Origin of the sequence: Pseudomonas graminis, assembly GCF_900111735.1 — a bacterium.
In the GTDB taxonomy this organism is placed as follows: Bacteria; Pseudomonadota; Gammaproteobacteria; order Pseudomonadales; family Pseudomonadaceae; genus Aquipseudomonas; species Aquipseudomonas graminis.
Genome location: NZ_FOHW01000002.1, coordinates 221575 through 240123, shown reverse-complemented (window position 1 = coordinate 240123; position 18549 = coordinate 221575). Strand labels below are relative to the sequence as shown.

The following is an 18549-nucleotide window of genomic DNA, read 5'->3' as shown; positions in this document are numbered from 1 at the left end:
GCGCACAAAACAGGACGCTGCACCCCGTGAGACCTGAAAACGCAGTTCGAACGCCAGCATCAGGGCAGCGACCCCGCGAAAGACGTTTCAGCTCGGCTGACACGCCCGTAGACGACCCATATCGCCGCTTTAACGCCTTCAACGTCGCGCCCCGGCCAGTGCTTGGGTACACTTCCACGCTAATTTGCTCGAGTATCAGGAACATACACATGATCGCTTGCCTGCGGCTGTTCTCTGCCCTCTGCCTCGCTGCCCTTCTGGCTGCCTGTGCCGGTTCGCCCTCCTCCAGCCTTGGCGAATTGCCTCGCTCCCCCGATGCCAGCATCGAACAACTGCTCGAACAGGCTGCAGCGGCAAAGTCGCCTGATCAGGCTGCGCTGCTGAAACTGACGGCGGCTGATCTTGCAGCACGCCAGAACAACCCGAGCCGCGCCGCGAGCATCCTTGAGCAGGTGCAGATGGACCAGCTCAAGACCGACAAACAAATCTACGCCAACACCCTGTCTGCCGAACTGGCATTGGGTCGCAGCCAGCCGAAAGCCGCGCTGACCGCTCTCAACCACCCGAGCATGCAGCATCTGGGCGAAATGCCGGTTGATCTGCAAACCCGTGCTCACACTGTTCGCGCCCGTGCTTTTGAAGCAGACGGCCAGACCCTCGCCGCTGCAAGCGAGCGCGTGTTCATGGGCCCGCTGCTGCAAGGCGATGCCTTGAATGCCAACAACGACGCTATCTGGACGCTGGTTGCCGCGCTGCCACCCGAGCAGCTGCAAAGCTCGGCAAACGATGACATGGGCGGCTGGCTGAGCCTGGCCCGCGCGGTCAAGGGCGCCGGCACGCTGGAACAGCAACAGGCGGCCATCGACAACTGGACAGCGCAGAACCCGCAACACCCGGCAGCACGTCAGCTGCCAACCGCCCTCGCGCAGTTGCGTGATCTGAAGAGCCAGCCGTTGACCAAGATCGCATTGCTGCTGCCGCAAGACGGTCCGCTCGCCTCGGTATCGCGCGCTCTGCGTGACGGCTTCATGGCCGCGAACTATCAAGCCCAGCAGGCCGGCGAGAAGCCACCTGCGATCGAAGTGTTCGACAGCTCCCGCGTGACCTCTATGGACGCCTTTTATGCGCAAGCCAAGGCGGCGGGCGTACAACTGGTGGTCGGTCCGCTGGAGAAACCACTGGTTAAACAGCTGAGTGCTCGCCCTCAATTGCCAATTACCACCCTGGCGCTGAACTACAGCGATTCCGGCACCCAGGGCCCTGCCGAGCTGTTCCAGTTCGGTCTGGCCGCTGAAGACGAAGCGCGCGAAGTGGCGCGCCGTGCCTGGGCCGATGGCAAACGCAGTGCCGTTGCCATGGTGCCGAAGGGTGAATGGGGTGATCGCGTGCTGGAGGCCTTCCGCCAAAGCTGGCAGGCCAAAGGCGGCACCTTGCTGGGTGCTGAACGCATCGATCAGCCGGTCGCACTCGCTCAGCAGGTCGCCGATCTGTTCCAGCTGCGTAACAGCGAAGGCCGTGCCCAGCGCGTGCAAAGCGCCACTGGCACGCAGATGGCCGCTCAGCCTTCCCGTCGCCAGGACGTAGACTTCATGTTCCTGGCTGCAACGCCTCAACAGGCGCAGCAGATCAAGCCGACCATGGTCTTCCAGTACGCTGGCGATGTTCCGGTTTACGCCACTTCGCACTTGTTCACCAACAGCGGCGACCCGGCGATGTACAACGACCTGAACGGCGTGCGCTTCTGCGAAACCCCTTGGCTGCTGAACGCAAACGACCCGCTGCGCCAGCAAGTGACCGCTCAGTGGCCACAAGCTGCCGGCAGCCTGGGCCGCCTGTATGCCATGGGCATCGACGCGTACCGTCTGGCGCCACGATTGACTCAGCTGAAAACCCTTCCTGACAGCCGCATCGATGGCCTGTCCGGCAGCCTGGCGATCGGTCAGGGTCAACGCATCGAGCGTCAGCTGCCATGGGCAGAGTTTGTGGATGGCAAGGTCCAGCGCCTGCCGGACACCGCGCCTTGACCTCAGGCACCACCCGTCAAACTGCAGGGCGCGAGGCCGAAGCCTACGCCCTGCGTCACCTGCAACAGCATGGATTGCAGCTGATTACCCGCAACTGGTCATGCAAACGCGGCGAGCTTGATCTGGTCATGCTCGACGGCGATACAGTAGTATTCGTCGAAGTTCGGTATCGTCGCCACGCCGGTTGGGGTGGCGCGCTGGAAAGCGTCGATTTTCGCAAGCAGCAAAAGCTCACCCTGGCAGCTCAATCCTTTCTGCAAAGCGAGGTGCGCTGGGCCGATTCGCCGTGTCGCTTCGACGTCGTCGCGATCAATGGCGACCCCGGCACATCACCCGCGCTGAATTGGCTGAAGAACGCGTTCGATTGCTGAAAACGCGATGATTCCGTCGGATTGCAGCGTAAGATCGGCCGCCTTCCCTTTTGCAGGGCCGGCTTTAGCTTTGCAGGACCGGCTTCAGCTTTGTAGGACCGGCTTTAGCCGGGAAGCTTCTGGTGTTGCGCTTTATCCCTTACCACCCGACGAACCACCCTGGCTCTTTTGCTCTTTGCTTTGCGGGCTGCACAGTTTTGTGCCGGGACGCCGATGACTTATCGGACGCCGTCTCGACCAGCCGCCCCTATTAAGGTTTTCATAGATGGACATGCAATCCCGAATTCGCCAGCTTTTCCAGGCCAGCATCGACACCAAGCAACAGGCGATGGATGTTGTTGCACCCCACATCGAGCAAGCCAGCCAAGTCATGGTCAATGCCCTGCTCAACGAGGGCAAGATGCTCGCCTGCGGTAACGGCGGTTCGGCTGGCGATGCCCAGCACTTTTCCTCTGAGCTGCTCAACCGTTTCGAACGCGAGCGACCTAGCCTGCCCGCTATCGCGCTGACCACCGACACCTCCACCATCACCTCCATCGCCAACGACTACAGCTACAACGAAATCTTCTCCAAACAGATTCGTGCGCTGGGTCAGCCGGGCGATGTGCTGCTGGCGATTTCCACCAGCGGCAATTCGGCGAACATTATTCAGGCCATCCAGGCCGCACATGATCGTGAAATGATTGTCGTAGCCTTGACCGGTCGCGATGGCGGCGACGTTGCGTCGTTGCTGTTGCCGGAGGACGTGGAGATCCGCGTCCCGGCAAAAGTCACCGCACGTATCCAGGAAGTCCACCTGCTGGCGATCCACTGCCTTTGCGACTTGATCGACAGCCAACTGTTCGGGAGTGAAGAATGATATCCAAACGTCTTAGCCTGCTGGCCCTGACGCTCTGCCTGGGCATCAGCGGATGCAGCTCGGTGATCAACGCCAGCCGCGAAGCGCCGATCGATGATGATCGCGGTACACGCACCTTTGGCAGCAAGATCGACGACTCGCTGATCGAGACCAAGGTCTCGGTGAACATCGCCAAAGCCAATCCTGACCTGGACAACGCCTCACACATCGTCGTGACCAGCTTCAACGGTATCGTCCTGCTCGCGGGCCAGACACCGCGCGCGGACCTCAAGCAACTGGCCGAGCAAACCGCCAGCCAGGTGCAGAAGGTCAAGAAGGTCAACAACGAGCTCCAGGTCACCGGTCCGTCCTCGATGCTGGCGCGCAGCAATGACGCCTGGCTGACGAGCAAGATCAAAACCGAGATGCTCACCGACAGCGCCATCCCGGGCTCGCGGATCAAGGTCGTGACTGAAAACGGCATCGTCTACCTGCTGGGCCTGCTGACCCAGGCAGAAGCCACCCGCGCCACCAACCTGGTGCAAGGCGTCGGCGGCGTACAGAAGATCGTGAAGCTGTTTGAGTACATCGACTGACGGTGTGGCAAGAGCCAATCAGCACTTACAAAAAAGGCGATCCCTCCGGATCGCCTTTTTCGTTACGGCAGAAGCGACTTACTTGACCACTTTCAGACTTGGCCGGCCCGTAGGGCGCGGTGGCTCGTCGTTTGGTGGCGGCATGTCGTCTTCGACGTCCAGATCTTCGTCTTCATCCACAGCAGGCTCCAGGTCGAAGACCATGCCCTGCCCGTTCTCGCGAGCATAAATGCCCATGATTGCGGCAATCGGCACGTACAGGCTGTGGGGAACGCCACCGAAGCGGCCTTCGAAACTCACCGCGTCGTTGTCCATGTGCAGATGGCGAACGGCGCTCGGCGAAATGTTCAGGACGATCTGCCCGTCATTGGCAAACCCTTGCGGGACTTGAACCTTCGGGTAGTCGGCATTGACGAGTACGTGGGGTGTGCAATCGTTATCCACGATCCACTCATACAACGCGCGGATCAAATAAGGGCGACTGGAGTTCATCAAACGGCTCCTAAGGCCTTAGCGCATATCGCGTTCGACACCAGACAGACTTGCCTGAAATGCCTCACGCGCAAATTGGCGCTCCATATAATCAAGCAGCGGCTTGGCGGGCCGCGGCAATTCGATACCCAGAATCGGCAGGCGCCAGAGTATGGGCAATAGACAGCAGTCGACCAGACTTTGCTCGTCGCTCAGGAAAAAAGGCTTATCCGCGAACAACGGCGACACGCCGGTCAGACTTTCGCGCAGTTCCTTGCGCGCCTGAACACGTGCGGCTTCTTTGCTGCGCGGGTCCAGAATCAGATCCACCAGCCCGCACCAATCGCGCTGAATCCGGTGGATCAGCAGGCGGCTGTTGGCACGCGCCACCGGATAGACCGGGAGCAGCGGCGGATGGGGATAACGTTCGTCCAGGTATTCCATCACCACCGTCGACTCGTACAACGCCAGGTCACGATCGACCAGGGTTGGAACGCTGCCGTACGGATTCACCTCGATCAATTTGGGCGGATGACGGCCCGCAACAACTTCGATGATCTCGGCGCTGACACCTTTCTCGGCGAGCACAATGCGCACGCGATGGGAATAGTGGTCGGCGGGGTCGGAGTAACAGGCCAACCGATTGGTCACGCCCATGGCGGTCCTCCTCGCTTGTAGATATTCAAAAAGCAGAAATACGGATGCGCCGCGAGGGCGCTTTCGGCGACGTCCACGATGATCGGGTGTTCAACGCGGGCGACAAGATAGCTCATTTACTCGAAGTAGATTCTGCAATCTTCAGCCCGCCACTATACCTGCTCTCCCCTCATTACCTGAAACAGCGCAACGGCAAGCGGCGCAGACCCGCGAATCAGACGCCTGCTCAGTGGACGTCTTTCCAGAATTCGCGCTTGAGCAGCCAGGCCAGGATGAACAGCACGGCGAGGTAAAGCAGCACGTAGGTGCCGATGCGCCGGTGCTGCAGTGTGTTCGGGTTGGCCGAGTAAGCGAGGAAGGTGACGAGGTTTTTCACCTTCTCGTTAAACTGCGCTTCGGTCAGCGTGCCGGTATCAGGGATGATGACCAGTTGATCGCAGGCTTCGTGACTCAGGATCGCGTCGGTGTGTGTTTTTTTGTCTTCTACGCGCTGAACCTCCTTGCAGCCGAGCCTCTGACGCCCTTGAAGCCCTTCCAGCACATTGGGCATGCCCACGTTAGGGTAAATCCTGTTGTTCACGCCCCAGGGCCGCGTCGGGTCCTCGTAGAACGAACGCAGGTAGCCATAGAGCCAGTCAGTTCCGCGAACGCGTGCGACAAGGGTCAGATCGGGCGGTGCGGCACCAAACCAGTTTTTCGCATCCGCAGGCTGCATCCCGATGGTCATGTGATCACCGATCTTCGCCCCGGTGAACACCAGCTTCTCCAGCATCAGGTCGTGGGGGATACCGAGATCGTCCGCCACACGCTCGTAGCGCTGGAACCTTGCGCTGTGGCAACCCATGCAGTAATTGACGAACGTCCCCGCGCCATCCTGCAGGGCTGCCTTGTTCGAGACGTCAATGTCGACGCTTTCGAGATCAGCGCCCCGCTCTTCGGCGAATGACAACGCCGGCAACAGGGCAATGAGCAAGACGGCGAGGAGCGCTTTCATCAGCCTGTCACCCTGTCCGGCACCGGCTTCGTCCGCTCCATGCGTGTGTAGAACGGCATCAGGATGAAGTAGGCGAAATACAGGACCGTGCAGACCTGTGACAGCAGTGCGCGCCCGGGGCTCGGCGGCAATACGCCCAGCACCCCAAGGGTCACGAAGGACAGGCAAAACAACAGCAGCCAGAGGCGACTCAGCCGCCCCTTGTAGCGCATCGACTTGACCGGGCTGCGGTCGAGCCACGGCAGCACGAAGAGTACGGCGATGGCGGCGCCCATGGCCATGACGCCGAGAAGCTTGTCCGGGATGGCGCGCAAGATCGCGTAGAACGGCGTGAAGTACCAGACCGGCGCAATGTGCTCCGGGGTCTTCAAAGCGTTGGCCTGCTCGAAGTTGGATTTTTCGAGGAAGTAACCGCCCATCTCCGGGAAGAAAAACACCACCGAGCAGAAGATGAACAGAAACACCACGACGCCGAGCAGATCCTTGACCGTGTAGTACGGGTGAAAAGGAATGCCGTCCAAAGGGTTGCCGTTCTCGTCCTTGTATTTCTTGATGTCGACGCCGTCGGGGTTGTTCGAGCCCACTTCATGCAGCGCCAGAATATGCAGCACCACAAGCCCGATGATCATGATCGGCAAGGCCACGACGTGCAGCGCAAAGAACCGGTTCAGGGTGATGCCGGAGACCAGATAATCCCCGCGAATCCACTCGGCAAGGTCGTTGCCGATGATGGGAATCGCGCCGAACAGCGAAACGATCACCTGAGCCCCCCAGTACGACATCTGCCCCCACGGCAGCAGGTAGCCCGTGAACGCCTCGGCCATCAGCGCCAGATAAATCAGCATCCCGAAGATCCAGACCAGCTCGCGGGGCTTCTGATACGAGCCGTACAGCAGCCCGCGAAACATGTGCAGGTAGATGACGATGAAGAATGCCGACGCGCCGGTCGAATGCAAAAGCCGCAGAATCGAGCCGTATGCGACGTCACGCATGATGTACTCGACCGATGCAAAGGCCCCCTCAGCCGTGGGCGTGTAACTCATGGTCAGCCAGATGCCGGTGAGGATCTGGTTGACCAGCACCAGCAGCGCCAGGGCGCCGAAGATATAGAAGAAATTGAGATTCTTGGGCGCGTAGTACTTGCTGAGGTGGTTTTCCCACATTGAGGTCGCCGGAAAGCGCGCATTGATCCATTCCATGAGCTTGCTCATCACGCTTGCTCCTGATCGACACCGATGACGATGATTGAGTCCGACTCGTAGCAATGCGGCGGCACTGGAAGATTCAGCGGTGCAGGCTGAGACTTGTAGACGCGTCCGGCCAGGTCGTACCTTGAGCCATGACAGGGGCAGAAATATCCGCCGACCCAGTTCTTGCCCAAATCGGCGGGAGCGACCTCGGGGCGAAACGTGGGGGAGCAGCCGAGATGGGTGCAGATGCCGATCAACAGCAGGATTTCAGGCCGGATCGACCGGACCACCGGATCGACATAGGCAGGCTGGGTGGAATCCTTTGATTGAGGGTCGGAGAGCTCGCCGGTAAGCGTGCCCAGACTGGAAAGGATCTCAGGCGTGCGACGGACAATGAACACCGGCTGACCACGCCATTCAGCAATCATCTGCTGGCCCGGCTCAATCTTGCTGATGTTGACTTTGACCGGCGCTCCCGCCGCCCTGGCTTTGGCACTCGGAAACCATGAGCCCACGAACGGCACGGCGGCGCCGACCGCTCCAGCTGCGCCTACCACAGACGTGGCCGTCACAAGGAAGCGACGCCGGCCCGTGTTAACGCCGTCATTGCCCATTGAGCCCTCTCCCGTCAGCATCCGAGATCTCCTTGACCAGGCCCTCGAAATCGATAAACGACAGCCATAAAAGACAGCCATAAAAAAACGCCCAGCTTCGTATAGAAACTGAGCGTTCTTTTTGAACGGAAGCGAATTAACGCTTCGAGTACTGCGGACGCTTACGCGCTTTACGCAGACCGACTTTCTTACGTTCAACTTCGCGAGCATCGCGAGTGACGAAGCCAGCTTTGCGCAGAGCGCCACGCAGGGTTTCGTCGTATTGCATCAGAGCGCGGGTGATACCGTGGCGGATTGCGCCAGCTTGACCACTCACACCACCGCCGATGACAGTGACGTAGATGTCGAATTTCTCGACAGTCTGAGTCAGTTCCAGCGGCTGACGAACTACCATGCGGGCAGTTTCGCGACCGAAGAACGAGTCCAGGGAACGGTTGTTGATGGAGATGTTACCGGTACCCGGACGCAGGAAAACGCGAGCGGTTGCGGTCTTGCGACGGCCAGTGCCGTAATTTTGAGTCGCCGACATAATGAACTATTCCGTTAAAACTTCAGTTCTTGGGGCTGCTGAGCAGTATGAGGGTGTGCAGCGCCCGCATAGACTTTCAGCTTACGATACATGTCGCGACCCAGCGGGTTCTTAGGCAGCATGCCTTTGACCGCGGTCTCGATCACGCGCTCAGGAGCTTTGGCGATCAGCTTTTCAAAGTTGATCGACTTGATCCCGCCCGGGAAACCGGAGTGAGAGTAGTAGATCTTGTCGGTGGTCTTGGCACCGGTGACACGGATCTGCTCAGCATTGATCACGACGATGTAGTCGCCAGTGTCAACGTGCGGAGTGTATTCCGGCTTGTGCTTGCCACGCAGACGGCTCGCGATTTCAGTGGCCAGACGACCCAGGGTCTGACCAGCAGCGTCGACGACGAACCAGTCGCGCTTTACTGTTTCCGGTTTAGCGGTAAAAGTTTTCATTCTTTATAGCCTCAAAGGCCGCCCTGAAAAATAGACGGCGGAGCATACTCATTAGTACGGTCTTTGACAAGTCAAAGGCCGCCGGGCACGAACGCTATAGGGGGCTCGGGTCAGCGCGTTCGATCGCAGCGGTTTCTTTCGGCGCGGGGCATCACTCCAGCGACAAAGAGGAGCGGAATTATGCCGATTGCGAAAAAAATTTCAACCTGCTTTTATGGCTCTTTTAAACAGGAGAGCCAAATGGACTACCGCCAACTGGGCAGAACCGACCTCAATGTCAGTGCAATCTGCCTCGGCACCATGACCTGGGGCGAGCAGAACAGCCAGTCCGAGGCCTTTGCGCAGATCGAACGGGCCAAGGCCGCCGGCATCAATTTCATCGACACCGCCGAGATGTATCCGGTCCCGCCGAAGAAAGAAACCTACGCCAGCACCGAGACCATCATCGGCAACAGGTTCAAGCAAAGCGGCGACCGCGCCGACTGGATCCTCGCCAGCAAGATCGCCGGTCCCGGCAACGGCATCGACTACATCCGTGACGGTCAGCTGAAATTCAACCGCGATCACATCGTCGCGGCGCTGGATGCCAGCCTCAAACGCCTGCAGACCGATTATCTCGATCTGTATCAACTGCACTGGCCCGAGCGCAGCACCAACTTCTTCGGCAAGCTGGGCTACAACCACAGTGAGGAACAGTTCACCCCGCTGCTGGAAGTGCTTGAAGCGCTGGACGAGCAGGTCAAGGCCGGCAAGATCCGCCACGTGGGTCTGTCCAACGAAACGCCGTGGGGCACCATGAAGTTCCTCGCCGAATCGGATGCCCATGGCCTGACGCGTCCGGTTTCCATTCAGAACCCCTACAACCTGCTCAACCGCAGCTTCGAGGTGGGCCTGGCGGAAGTGGCGATTCGCGAGCAATGCGGCCTGCTGGCCTACTCGCCCATGGCGTTCGGGATGTTGTCCGGCAAATACGCCGACGGCGCCCGTCCTGCCAAAGGCCGCCTGAGCCTGTATAGCCGCTTCACGCGCTATTTCAATCCGCAATCGGAAGCGGCCTGCGCGCGCTACGTTGCGCTGGCCCGCGAGCATGGTCTTGATCCTGCGCAAATGGCCCTGGCGTTCGTGACCAGCCGCAGCTTCGTCACCAGCAACATCATCGGCGCCACCACGCTTGAGCAGCTGGAAAGCAACCTGGCGAGCGCGGAACTGGAGCTGTCGGATGAAGTGCTGGCGGGCATCGAGGCGATTCACAAGGATCAGCCGAATCCTGCGCCTTGATCGGTGATTAATTGTAGGAGCGCGCTTGCCCGCGAATCGCGTTTGATCAGTCACCGACGGCTTGGCTGACCTACCGCCATTTCGCGGGCAAGCGCGCTCCTACAGGCCTGTGTCGAGCTTCACAGCGACCGGGCAATGATCTCTTTCATGATCTCATTGGTCCCCGCATAAATCCGTTGCACCCGTGCATCCGCCCACGCCCGGGCGATCGGGTATTCCCACATGAAGCCGTAGCCGCCATGCAGCTGCACGCATTCATCCAGCACCTTGCATTGCAGGTCGGTTGACCAGTATTTCGCCATGGCCGCCGTTGGTACATCCAGCTTCCCTTCCAGGTGCAACTCCAGGCAGCGATCAATGAACGTACGACCAATCTGAACTTCGGTGGCGATTTCGGCCAGTTTGAAGCGGGTGTTCTGGAAGTCGATAATGGCCTTGCCAAACGCCTTGCGCTCCCGCGTGTAGTCGAGTGTCCACTGCAAGGCGGCTTCGGCGGAGGCAATGGCGCCGATGGCGACCGTCAGACGCTCCTGCGGCAGCTCCTGCATCAGATACGCGAAACCCATCCCGGCCTGACCCAGCAGGTTCTCTCTGGGCACTCTCACGTCCTGGAAAAACAATTCCGACGTGTCCTGCGCCTTCATCCCGACCTTCTCCAGGCGCTTGCCTTTCGCAAAGCCCGGCGAGCCCGCCTCCACGACAAACAGACTGGTGCCCTTCGCGCCTGCCTTGGGGTCGGTCTTCGCGACCACGATTACCAGATCCGCGAGAAACCCGTTGGTGATGAAGGTCTTCGAACCATTGATGACGTACTCGTCGCCATCCAGCACCGCTGTGGTCTTGACCCCTTGCAAGTCGGACCCTGCTCCCGGTTCGGTCATCGCGATGGCGGTCACCAGCTCCCCCGAGACCAGCTTCGGCAAATATTTGAGCTTCAGCGCCTCACTTGCGTAATGCAGGATGTACGGCGCGACGATGTCTGAATGCAGAGAAAAGCCGATACCGGTCAGGCCGAGACGGGAGATCTCCTCGATCACCACCGTGGTGTAGAGGAAATCCGCGCCCATGCCGCCGTACTCTTCGGGCAGGTGCGAACACAACATGCCCTGCTCCCCCGCTCGGTCCCACAAGGTACGGTCGATATGGCCCTGCTTTTCCCACTGGGCATGGAACGGCACCGCATGCTGTTCGAAGAACTTGCGGACGCTGTTGCGAAAGAGTTCGTGCTCTGAGCTGAAGAGTGTTCTGGCGAGCATGGGGCACCTGGCGTGAAGGATTGTCGGACAAAACCTCAGAAGAGCGTAGGCGCCGTCGTTTGACGGCGACACTGGACACATCCGACAAAAAATAAGACGATCACGCCGTTGATTGACCACTTTCCCATATAAGAACAAAAGACTATGTCTATCCAACCCAACACGCCGTTGCGGCGTGTCAGCATTCTCGCGATCGATGGAATTTTTGCCTCCACGCTCATGCAAGCCAAAGACTTCTTTCACCTCGCCAGCCTGCGCTACGGCAAGCAGTTGGGACAGGGCTTCAAGCCGGCCTTCGAAACCCGACTGGTCAGCCCTGACGGCAAGGAAGTCCGCAGTTTCAGCGACGTCGTCATCCCTGTAGACGGTGTGCTTGAACACAGCGACATCATCATCCTTCCCGCTTTCGTCGAAGATTTCGACACTCTGCGCGAGCGCTATCCGCAAATACTGCCGTGGCTGCGTGAGCAACATGCGCGCGGTGCCGTGCTCTGCGGTGAAGCCAGCGGCGTGTTCTGGCTTGGGGATGCGGGATTGCTCGACGGCAAGGAAGCGACCACCTACTGGCGGTTCTTCAACGAATTCGCCGAGCGTTTCCCTAACGTGCTGTTGAATCAGGAAAAGCACCTGACCGACGCCGATAATCTGTATTGCGCAGGCGGCACGATTTCAGCGTGTGATCTGTACATCTACCTGATCGAGCGCTTCTGCGGCGCCCATGTCGCGCAGACCGTCGCCCGCGACATTCTCTATGAAGTGCAGCGCAGCTATGCACCGGGACGGATTGGTTTTGGCGGGCAGAAACTGCACCAGGACGTGATCATTCTGCAGATCCAGCACTGGCTCGAAGAGCATTTCGCCGACAAATTTCGTTTCGAGGATGTGGCCCGGGAGCATGGCATGAGCATCCGCAACTTCATGCGCCGGTTCCAGACCGCAACGGGCGACAAGCCGCTGCATTACCTGCAACGCCTGCGCATCGAGACAGCAAAGGGCTTGCTGTCGGGCTCACGCAAGAGCATCAAGACCATCAGCTATGAAGTCGGCTACGACGATGCCAGCTTCTTCGCGCGGCTATTTCGTCAACACACCGACCTGTCGCCGAACCAGTACCGGCAGCAGTTTCAGCAGGCGGCCTAGAATCAGCTTCAAGCGGCAAGTTTCAAGCTGCAAGTCGTCACATGACCTCTTGCAGCTTTACCGCTTGAAGCTTGCAGCTGCTGGCTAGGGTTTATGCGCCCGCGACAGGAATTCGTGGGACTGCATTTCCAGTAATCGGCTGAGTGTGCGCTGGAATTCGAAGTTCAAACGGCCGCCGGTGTACAGGTCTTTCAATTCGACTTCCGCCGAGATGATCAACTTGACGTTGCGGTCGTAGAACTCGTCGACCATGTTGATGAACCGACGCGCGATGTCGTCAGTGGTCACGCTCATCTGCTCTACGCCGCTGAGCAGCACCGCATGGAAGATCTTGCCGAGTTCGATGTAATCGTTCTGGCTACGCGGGCCATCGCACAGCTCACGGAAGTCGAACCACGCCACGTCGTCGCAGGTACGGATCGCCTTGATCTGCCGATTCTCGATGATCAGCACATCGCTCTCGATGGCCTTGGTGCATTCCGGGGTCAGCGCACGGAAGCTCTTGCGCAGGCTCTCCTCTGCCGCTTCGTCCAGCGGGAAGTGGAACAGCTCGGCTTGCTCCAGGTGACGCAGCCGATAGTCGACACCGCTGTCGACGTTGACGATCTCGGTGTTCTGCTTGATCAGGGCAATCGCCGGCAGGAAACGCGCACGCTGCAGACCGTCCTTGTAGAGGCCGTCCGGGACGATGTTCGAGGTCGCGACCAGGGTCACGCCGTTCTTGAACAGCTCTTCCATCAGTGTGCCGAGGATCATCGCGTCGGTAATGTCCGATACAAAGAATTCGTCGAAACAGATCACCCGCGCTTCTTCGGAAAACTGCTTGGCGATAAGCGTCAGCGGGTTCTTTTCGCCCTTGAGGTTTTTCATCTCCTCGTGGACGCGCTTCATGAAGCGGTGGAAGTGCGTGCGGGTCTTGTCTTCAAACGGCAGCGCTTCGAAGAAGGTGTCGACCAGGTAGGTCTTGCCCCGGCCCACGCCGCCCCAGAAATACAGCCCCTTCACAATCGGGGCTTCTTTCTTGCCGAACAGCTTGCCCAGCAATCCCGGCTTGCGGTCATGGGCGGCGACCAGATCGTCGTACAGACGCTGCAAATGGCGCACTGCATTCTCTTGCGCGGCGTCGTGGAAAAAGTCCGGACGCTTCAGGTCAGCTTGGTATCGTTCTAGAGGGGTCATAGTCGCTTGCAAGGGAGCAAAAACGGGCCGTCACTGTAGCGACGGCCCATTGGAATGGCAATTAATCCTGTTGTGGCGCGAGCGCCAGTTTCAGGCTCTCGATCGCAGCGTCACGGGCGGCGGCATCGTCGAACGCCGGGCTGTCGGCGACACAGGCATCACTCAGCCACAGGGTGAAGGCATCGCCTTCGGTGCGGATGTCCAGCGCACCGCCCTGCTGCAGCTGTTTAGTCACGGCACCGGCCGCTTTGCCGTCTGCGAAGTGGCGCGACAGCAGCAGTTGCTCGCCATCGGCCGTCAGCAGCCGAAAGCGGAAACTGCCGTCGTCTTCACGGAAACTGACGAAGCGCGGGCCTTTGCTGGCCTTTTTCCTGGTCGCCGTGACGGTTTGCGCGGCGGTGCGGAATGAACGCAGGCCGACCGCTTCGCGCAGCTCGCCCAGAAACGGCGTGGCCACACGACGGGCCTTCTCGGCGCCCGCTTGCAGGATGTCTTCCAGGTCGGCTGGCCGCTCGATCAGGCGATGGTAATGCTCGCGTGCTTCGCCCAGTTCGGCGTCCAGCAACTGGAACAGGCGCTGCTTGGCATCACCCCAACCCAATCCCTGTAACAGGTCAGCGCGGAACTCGTCGCCTTGCTCCTTGCTGGCGAATGCCTGGTACAGCGTGAACAGGTGCGAGGTGTCCGGATCCTTGGTCTCGCCCGGCAGGCGTGAGTCAGTGACGATGCGCGAGATCGCTTCTTTCATGTCTTTGGCGCTGGTGAACAGCGGGACTGTGTTGTCGTAGCTTTTCGACATCTTGCGGCCGTCCAGGCCAGGCAAGGTCGCGACGCTTTCTTCGATCAGCGCTTCCGGCATCACGAAGAACTCTTTGCCGTTGCCGAACAGATGATTGAAGCGCTGACCGATGTCGCGCGCCATTTCGACGTGCTGGATCTGATCGCGGCCGACCGGCACTTGATGGGCGTTGAACATCAGGATGTCAGCGGCCATCAGCACCGGATAGCTGAACAGCCCCATGGTGATGCCGGCGTCCGGGTCTTCGCCGGCTTCGACATTCTTGTCCACCGAGGCCTTGTAGGCGTGGGCGCGGTTGAGCAGACCTTTGCCGGCCACGCACGTGAGCAGCCAGGTCAGTTCGGGGATTTCCGGAATGTCGGACTGGCGATAGAACGTCACGCGCTCGACGTCCAACCCTGCCGCGAGCCAGGTCGCAGCGATTTCCAGGCGCGAGCGCTGAATGCGCAGCGGGTCATCGCATTTGATCAGCGCGTGGTAGTCAGCCAGAAAGTAGAAAGAGTCGGCGTCGCTCTGGCGGCTGGCAATGATGGCCGGGCGGATGGCGCCGGCGTAGTTGCCCAGGTGCGGCGTGCCGGTGGTGGTGATACCGGTCAGGATACGAGTGGTCATGGCTAGTCGCTTATTTTGGGTGCTGCGATCAATTCGAAAGGCGCGGCAGAATCAGATCCTTGAGATCGGTCAGCTTGCCGTGAAAAAAGTGCCCGCATTCTGCCACTTTCAGCAGCTCATGGGGGCGCGGGAGTTTGTCGGACCAGTCGTATACGAGTTGTGGGTCAACGACTTCGTCGGTGTCGGGCTGAATGATCGTCAAAGCGCCCTTCTGAGCCAGGGCATCCACATTGGCGATGCGCATCACGGCAGGCGCGACCATGAACAGATGCTTCCAGGTTTCGCCCTCGGCCTCAAGGCGCCCGCCCAGGGTCGCCGCCACGAAACCGCCAAAGGAAAAACCGAATAAGGTCATGGGCAGATCGGGATGTTTATCCCGCAGCCACTTCGCGGCAGCCTGTGCGTCATCGACTTCACCCTCGCCCATGTCCGAGCTGCCGGCGCTGGCGCCAACGCCGCGATAGTTGAAGCGAAGCGTGATCAGACCGGCATCGCGCGCGGTGCGCTGCAGGGTCGAAATCACTTTATTGAGCATGGTGCCGCCCTGAACCGGGTTAGGATGGCATATCAGCGCGATGCCTCTGGCCTCGTCCAGATCGAGGTACAACGCTTCAAGTTGGCCCGCCGGGCCGTCGATGAATACAGGGGTCTCACGCATGAGCAAGAATGAACTCCGTGACCTTCAATTGGGTCGACTCGTCTAGCTGATTGTCTGTGGCTGGCATGCTGGCGACGCGTCGCCGCTATACAGCGCAGGTTCGAGCCGTTAACGTAAAGCAAAGCCGTTTATAGAGGAAGGACTCGTGGATTACTCGCTCTTAGTTTGGTTGCTGCCGACCATCGCCCTTGTGGTTGGTGTGATCATCGGTTTCTTCGTGGCGCGCGCGCTGCCCAATGCCGTGCCTAACGGGACTCAGCGCCAGCTGGATGACGTTCAGGAGCGTTTCGACACCTATCAGAACGAGGTGATCACTCACTTCAACAGCACGGCCAATCTGGTGCAGAAGCTGTCGCAAAGCTACCACGATGTTCAGGAGCATCTGGCCGAAGGCGCCAACCGTCTGGCCACTGACGACATCACCCGTCAACGCCTGTTGGCCGCGCTGCACCCGGACGCGCTCCATCCACACCGCGATCGCCTGACGCCACCGCGCACCGCCGCTGAACCGCCGAAGGACTACGCGCCTAAATCGCCTGACTCTCCCGGGATGCTGGATGAGCATTACGGTTTGAAGAAGTAAGCGTTCACGCTTCACCAAAAGCCCGCCCCTGAGGTGATCAGGGGCGGGCTTTTTTGTGGGCGTTCGGCTCATGGGAATCCGGTATGTACGAGTTCCACGTCAGCCATGTCATCCCGATACGAGGACGGATCAATGTAGGAGCGCGCTTGCCCGCGAAGACGGTGTGTCAGTCGGTATGGATGTTTCTGACACCACGCCTTCGCGGGCAAGCGCGCTCCTACACTGGAACTGCGCCAGGCACCCCATCTGCGAACCGCCCCAATCCGTAGGAGCCGGCTTGCTGGCGAACCGGTGTTTTCATCCAAAATGGTGGTCCACATGGCCGGGCAACAAAAAACCCGCCATCACAGGCGGGTTTTTTGTACAGCGAACAGCGTTTAGATCACACCACGGGTCCGCAGCAGATCCAGCACTTGCTTGACGCTTTCTTCGACATTCAGCGACTGCGTGTCGATGACCAGGTCGGCATCCAGCGGGACGTCATACGGGAAGGATTCACCCGGGATGTTGTCCTTGCCGGCGGCGTAGAGCCCCTGAGGGTCACGCTCGCGGCAGACTTGCGGCGACGCTTGAACGTACACGGTGATCAGTCGATCATCGCCGATCAGGGCCTTGGCATTCTGCCGACCGCCCGCGTCCGGCGCGACGAACGCCGCGAGGGTCAGCAAGCCCGCTTCGTTGAACTGACGCGCAACATGGGCAGCACGACGCCAGTTCTCGGTGCGACCGGCGCGATCATGCGGCAAGCCCTTGTTGAGGTCGTGGCGCAGATTCTGGCCATCAAGGACGAACACCCCACGGCCCATGTCGAAAAGCTTGCGCTCCACGGCATATGCCAGCGTGCTCTTGCCCGCACCCGACAAACCGCTGAACAGCACGGTCGCCGGTTTCTGGCCGAAGCGCTGAGCGCGCTCCTCTGTCGAGACATGGGCCAGCGCGCCGTGATGATTACCGCCACCCGCAACCAACGGTTTGGCGATGATCATGCCTGCCGCCACGGTGCCATTGGTCAAACGGTCGATGACAATGAACGCGCCTGTGGTGCGGTTGCTGTCGTAGCCGTCGAGGGCGATCGGCGCGTCCAGTGCGATCTTCACGCGGCCGATTTCATTCAGCTGCAGCGAACTGGCCGGGCCTTCTTCCAGGGTGTTCACGTCAACACGATGGGTGATGCTGGCAATCGAACCCGGCACGTAGGACGTGGCGCGTTTGATGTCGTATTTCTTGCCCGGCAGCATCGGCTCTTCGGCCATCCACACCAGCATGGCGTCGAAGGCGTCGGCCACCTGAGGGACATTGTCGGCATGCACCAACAGGTCGCCACGGGAGATGTCGATCTCGCCTTCCATGGTCAGCGTCACCGCCTGACCCGGGCCCGCATGCTCCAGCTCGCCTTCAAAGGTGACGATGGATTTCACCCGGCTGCTCTTGCCGGACGGCAGCACAACGACTTCGTCGCCCTTGTGCACGATACCGCTAGCCAGGGTGCCGGCGAAACCGCGGAAGTTCAGGTTAGGACGGTTGACGTACTGCACCGGGAAACGCAGGTCGGTGAAATTGCGGTCGTTGGCGATCTCGACGGTTTCGAGAATCTCCATCAGCGACTTGCCGGTGTACCACGGCGAACGCTCGCTCCGGTTGACCACGTTGTCGCCCTTGAGGGCTGACATCGGCACGAATTCCATCGTTGTCGGCTTCAGCGCAATGCGGTCGGCGAACGCCAGGTAATCGGCCTTGATCTGCTCGAAGATGGTCTCGTCGAAGCCATTGAGGTCCATCTTGTTGATGGCGACCACGATGTGCTTGATGCCCAGCAACGAGGCGATGTAGCTGTGGCGCTTGGTCTGGGTCTGCACGCCGTAGCGGGCGTCGACCAGAATGATCGCCAGGTCACAGGTGGAGGCACCGGTGGCCATGTTGCGGGTGTACTGCTCATGGCCGGGGGTGTCGGCGATGATGAACTTGCGCTTGGCGGTGGAGAAGTAACGGTAGGCGACATCGATGGTGATGCCCTGCTCGCGCTCGGCCTGCAGGCCGTCGACCAGCAATGCCAGATCGACTTCGTCGCCCGTGGTGCCGGATTTTTTCGAATCACGGGTGATGGCTTCCAGGTGATCTTCATAGATCATCTTGGAATCGTGCAGCAGACGCCCGATCAACGTGCTCTTGCCGTCGTCGACGTTGCCACAGGTCAGGAAGCGCAGCATTTCCTTGCGTTCGTGCTGGCCCAGATAGGCGAGGATGTCCTCGCTGATCAATTCAGATTGATGGCTCATTGGGTTCAAGCTCCAAGCTGTAAGCTTCAAGCGGCAAGCTC

Annotated in this window: 19 protein-coding genes; 7 read left to right on the top strand and 12 right to left on the bottom strand. The window is 59.8% G+C overall.

Annotated features, from left to right (window positions below):
* Positions 1-209 precede the first annotated feature (209 nt).
* The 4 genes from BMY98_RS02940 to BMY98_RS02925 all read left to right on the top strand — a co-directional run bounded on the left by BMY98_RS02940 (position 210) and on the right by BMY98_RS02925 (position 3829).
* Positions 210-2024 carry a penicillin-binding protein activator gene (locus BMY98_RS02940; protein ID WP_074884446.1) on the top strand — a complete coding sequence of 605 codons (1815 nt, stop codon included), beginning with the start codon at positions 210-212 and terminating at the stop codon, positions 2022-2024.
* Positions 2021-2395, top strand: coding sequence for a YraN family protein (locus tag BMY98_RS02935; RefSeq protein ID WP_074884443.1), 375 nt, complete (start codon positions 2021-2023; stop codon positions 2393-2395). Before BMY98_RS02940 ends, BMY98_RS02935 begins: the two co-directional genes overlap by 4 nt.
* Positions 2396-2660: 265 nt before the next feature.
* The gene (locus tag BMY98_RS02930) at positions 2661-3254 is read left to right on the top strand and encodes a phosphoheptose isomerase (RefSeq protein WP_065992135.1); all 594 of its coding nucleotides are present in this window, start codon (positions 2661-2663) and stop codon (positions 3252-3254) included.
* Positions 3251-3829 carry a BON domain-containing protein gene (locus BMY98_RS02925; RefSeq protein WP_065992133.1) on the top strand — a complete coding sequence of 193 codons (579 nt, stop codon included), beginning with the start codon at positions 3251-3253 and terminating at the stop codon, positions 3827-3829. Before BMY98_RS02930 ends, BMY98_RS02925 begins: the two co-directional genes overlap by 4 nt.
* Before the next feature lie 78 nt (positions 3830-3907).
* Here the strand turns inward: BMY98_RS02925 and BMY98_RS02920 are convergent, their stop codons facing one another.
* The 7 genes from BMY98_RS02920 to rplM form a co-directional block, all read right to left on the bottom strand.
* A complete protein-coding gene (locus BMY98_RS02920; protein WP_074884437.1) occupies positions 3908-4321 on the bottom strand; it encodes a ClpXP protease specificity-enhancing factor in 414 nt (137 codons plus the stop codon).
* Between the two features lie 18 nt (positions 4322-4339).
* A complete protein-coding gene (locus BMY98_RS02915) occupies positions 4340-4957 on the bottom strand; it encodes a glutathione S-transferase N-terminal domain-containing protein (RefSeq protein WP_074884434.1) in 618 nt (205 codons plus the stop codon).
* Positions 4958-5183: 226 nt separating this feature from the next.
* Positions 5184-5951 carry a cytochrome c1 gene (locus BMY98_RS02910; RefSeq protein ID WP_074884430.1) on the bottom strand — a complete coding sequence of 256 codons (768 nt, stop codon included), beginning with the start codon at positions 5949-5951 and terminating at the stop codon, positions 5184-5186.
* Positions 5951-7162, bottom strand: a complete 1212-nt coding sequence (locus BMY98_RS02905; RefSeq protein WP_074884428.1) for a cytochrome b — start codon at positions 7160-7162, stop codon at positions 5951-5953. Before BMY98_RS02905 ends, BMY98_RS02910 begins: the two co-directional genes overlap by 1 nt.
* Positions 7162-7755 carry a ubiquinol-cytochrome c reductase iron-sulfur subunit gene (gene petA, locus BMY98_RS02900; protein WP_074884757.1) on the bottom strand — a complete coding sequence of 198 codons (594 nt, stop codon included), beginning with the start codon at positions 7753-7755 and terminating at the stop codon, positions 7162-7164. The genes BMY98_RS02905 and petA overlap by 1 nt, the downstream gene beginning before the upstream one ends.
* Positions 7756-7891: 136 nt before the next feature.
* Positions 7892-8284, bottom strand: a complete 393-nt coding sequence (rpsI, locus tag BMY98_RS02895) for a 30S ribosomal protein S9 (protein ID WP_065992123.1) — start codon at positions 8282-8284, stop codon at positions 7892-7894.
* 14 nt (positions 8285-8298) lie between these two features.
* A complete protein-coding gene (rplM, locus tag BMY98_RS02890) occupies positions 8299-8727 on the bottom strand; it encodes a 50S ribosomal protein L13 (RefSeq protein ID WP_019693576.1) in 429 nt (142 codons plus the stop codon).
* A gap of 240 nt (positions 8728-8967) precedes the next feature.
* Here rplM and BMY98_RS02885 point away from each other — a divergent pair, with 240 nt between their 5' ends.
* Positions 8968-10005 carry an NADP(H)-dependent aldo-keto reductase gene (locus BMY98_RS02885; RefSeq protein ID WP_074884424.1) on the top strand — a complete coding sequence of 346 codons (1038 nt, stop codon included), beginning with the start codon at positions 8968-8970 and terminating at the stop codon, positions 10003-10005.
* Between the two features lie 119 nt (positions 10006-10124).
* Here BMY98_RS02885 and BMY98_RS02880 read toward each other — a convergent pair whose 3' ends face one another.
* Positions 10125-11261, bottom strand: coding sequence for an acyl-CoA dehydrogenase family protein (locus tag BMY98_RS02880; RefSeq protein ID WP_074884421.1), 1137 nt, complete (start codon positions 11259-11261; stop codon positions 10125-10127).
* A 219-nt stretch (positions 11262-11480) separates the two neighbouring features.
* On the opposite strand from BMY98_RS02880, the gene BMY98_RS02875 reads away from it, so the two are divergent.
* Positions 11481-12401, top strand: a complete 921-nt coding sequence (locus tag BMY98_RS02875; RefSeq protein WP_172612965.1) for a GlxA family transcriptional regulator — start codon at positions 11481-11483, stop codon at positions 12399-12401.
* Between the two features lie 84 nt (positions 12402-12485).
* Here BMY98_RS02875 and zapE read toward each other — a convergent pair whose 3' ends face one another.
* From zapE to BMY98_RS02860, 3 genes are all read right to left on the bottom strand, one after another.
* Positions 12486-13580: a cell division protein ZapE gene (gene zapE / locus BMY98_RS02870; RefSeq protein ID WP_074884418.1), complete on the bottom strand. Its 1095-nt coding sequence runs from the start codon at positions 13578-13580 to the stop codon at positions 12486-12488.
* A 61-nt stretch (positions 13581-13641) separates the two neighbouring features.
* Positions 13642-14991 (bottom strand): tryptophan--tRNA ligase, encoded by a 1350-nt coding sequence (locus tag BMY98_RS02865; protein WP_074884415.1) that lies wholly within the window; start codon positions 14989-14991, stop codon positions 13642-13644.
* A gap of 28 nt (positions 14992-15019) precedes the next feature.
* Positions 15020-15649, bottom strand: a complete 630-nt coding sequence (locus BMY98_RS02860; RefSeq protein ID WP_074884412.1) for an alpha/beta hydrolase — start codon at positions 15647-15649, stop codon at positions 15020-15022.
* A 145-nt stretch (positions 15650-15794) separates the two neighbouring features.
* On the opposite strand from BMY98_RS02860, the gene BMY98_RS02855 reads away from it, so the two are divergent.
* Positions 15795-16232 carry a Z-ring associated ZapG family protein gene (locus BMY98_RS02855; protein ID WP_065992106.1) on the top strand — a complete coding sequence of 146 codons (438 nt, stop codon included), beginning with the start codon at positions 15795-15797 and terminating at the stop codon, positions 16230-16232.
* A 377-nt stretch (positions 16233-16609) separates the two neighbouring features.
* Here BMY98_RS02855 and cysN read toward each other — a convergent pair whose 3' ends face one another.
* A complete protein-coding gene (cysN, locus tag BMY98_RS02850; RefSeq protein ID WP_074884409.1) occupies positions 16610-18508 on the bottom strand; it encodes a sulfate adenylyltransferase subunit CysN in 1899 nt (632 codons plus the stop codon).
* Between the last annotated feature and the right edge of the window lie 41 nt (positions 18509-18549).

Coding starts and splice junctions, on each gene's coding strand:
- BMY98_RS02940 (WP_074884446.1), top strand. CDS start 210: ATGATCGCTTGCCTGCGGCTGTTCTCTGCCCTCTGCCTCGCTGCCCTT.
- BMY98_RS02930 (WP_065992135.1), top strand. CDS start 2,661: ATGGACATGCAATCCCGAATTCGCCAGCTTTTCCAGGCCAGCATCGAC.
- BMY98_RS02925 (WP_065992133.1), top strand. CDS start 3,251: ATGATATCCAAACGTCTTAGCCTGCTGGCCCTGACGCTCTGCCTGGGC.
- BMY98_RS02920 (WP_074884437.1), bottom strand. CDS start 4,321: ATGAACTCCAGTCGCCCTTATTTGATCCGCGCGTTGTATGAGTGGATC.
- BMY98_RS02915 (WP_074884434.1), bottom strand. CDS start 4,957: ATGGGCGTGACCAATCGGTTGGCCTGTTACTCCGACCCCGCCGACCAC.
- BMY98_RS02910 (WP_074884430.1), bottom strand. CDS start 5,951: ATGAAAGCGCTCCTCGCCGTCTTGCTCATTGCCCTGTTGCCGGCGTTG.
- BMY98_RS02905 (WP_074884428.1), bottom strand. CDS start 7,162: ATGAGCAAGCTCATGGAATGGATCAATGCGCGCTTTCCGGCGACCTCA.
- petA (WP_074884757.1), bottom strand. CDS start 7,755: ATGGGCAATGACGGCGTTAACACGGGCCGGCGTCGCTTCCTTGTGACG.
- rpsI (WP_065992123.1), bottom strand. CDS start 8,284: ATGTCGGCGACTCAAAATTACGGCACTGGCCGTCGCAAGACCGCAACC.
- rplM (WP_019693576.1), bottom strand. CDS start 8,727: ATGAAAACTTTTACCGCTAAACCGGAAACAGTAAAGCGCGACTGGTTC.
- BMY98_RS02885 (WP_074884424.1), top strand. CDS start 8,968: ATGGACTACCGCCAACTGGGCAGAACCGACCTCAATGTCAGTGCAATC.
- BMY98_RS02880 (WP_074884421.1), bottom strand. CDS start 11,261: ATGCTCGCCAGAACACTCTTCAGCTCAGAGCACGAACTCTTTCGCAAC.
- BMY98_RS02875 (WP_172612965.1), top strand. CDS start 11,481: ATGCAAGCCAAAGACTTCTTTCACCTCGCCAGCCTGCGCTACGGCAAG.
- zapE (WP_074884418.1), bottom strand. CDS start 13,580: ATGACCCCTCTAGAACGATACCAAGCTGACCTGAAGCGTCCGGACTTT.
- BMY98_RS02865 (WP_074884415.1), bottom strand. CDS start 14,991: ATGACCACTCGTATCCTGACCGGTATCACCACCACCGGCACGCCGCAC.
- BMY98_RS02860 (WP_074884412.1), bottom strand. CDS start 15,649: ATGCGTGAGACCCCTGTATTCATCGACGGCCCGGCGGGCCAACTTGAA.
- cysN (WP_074884409.1), bottom strand. CDS start 18,508: ATGAGCCATCAATCTGAATTGATCAGCGAGGACATCCTCGCCTATCTG.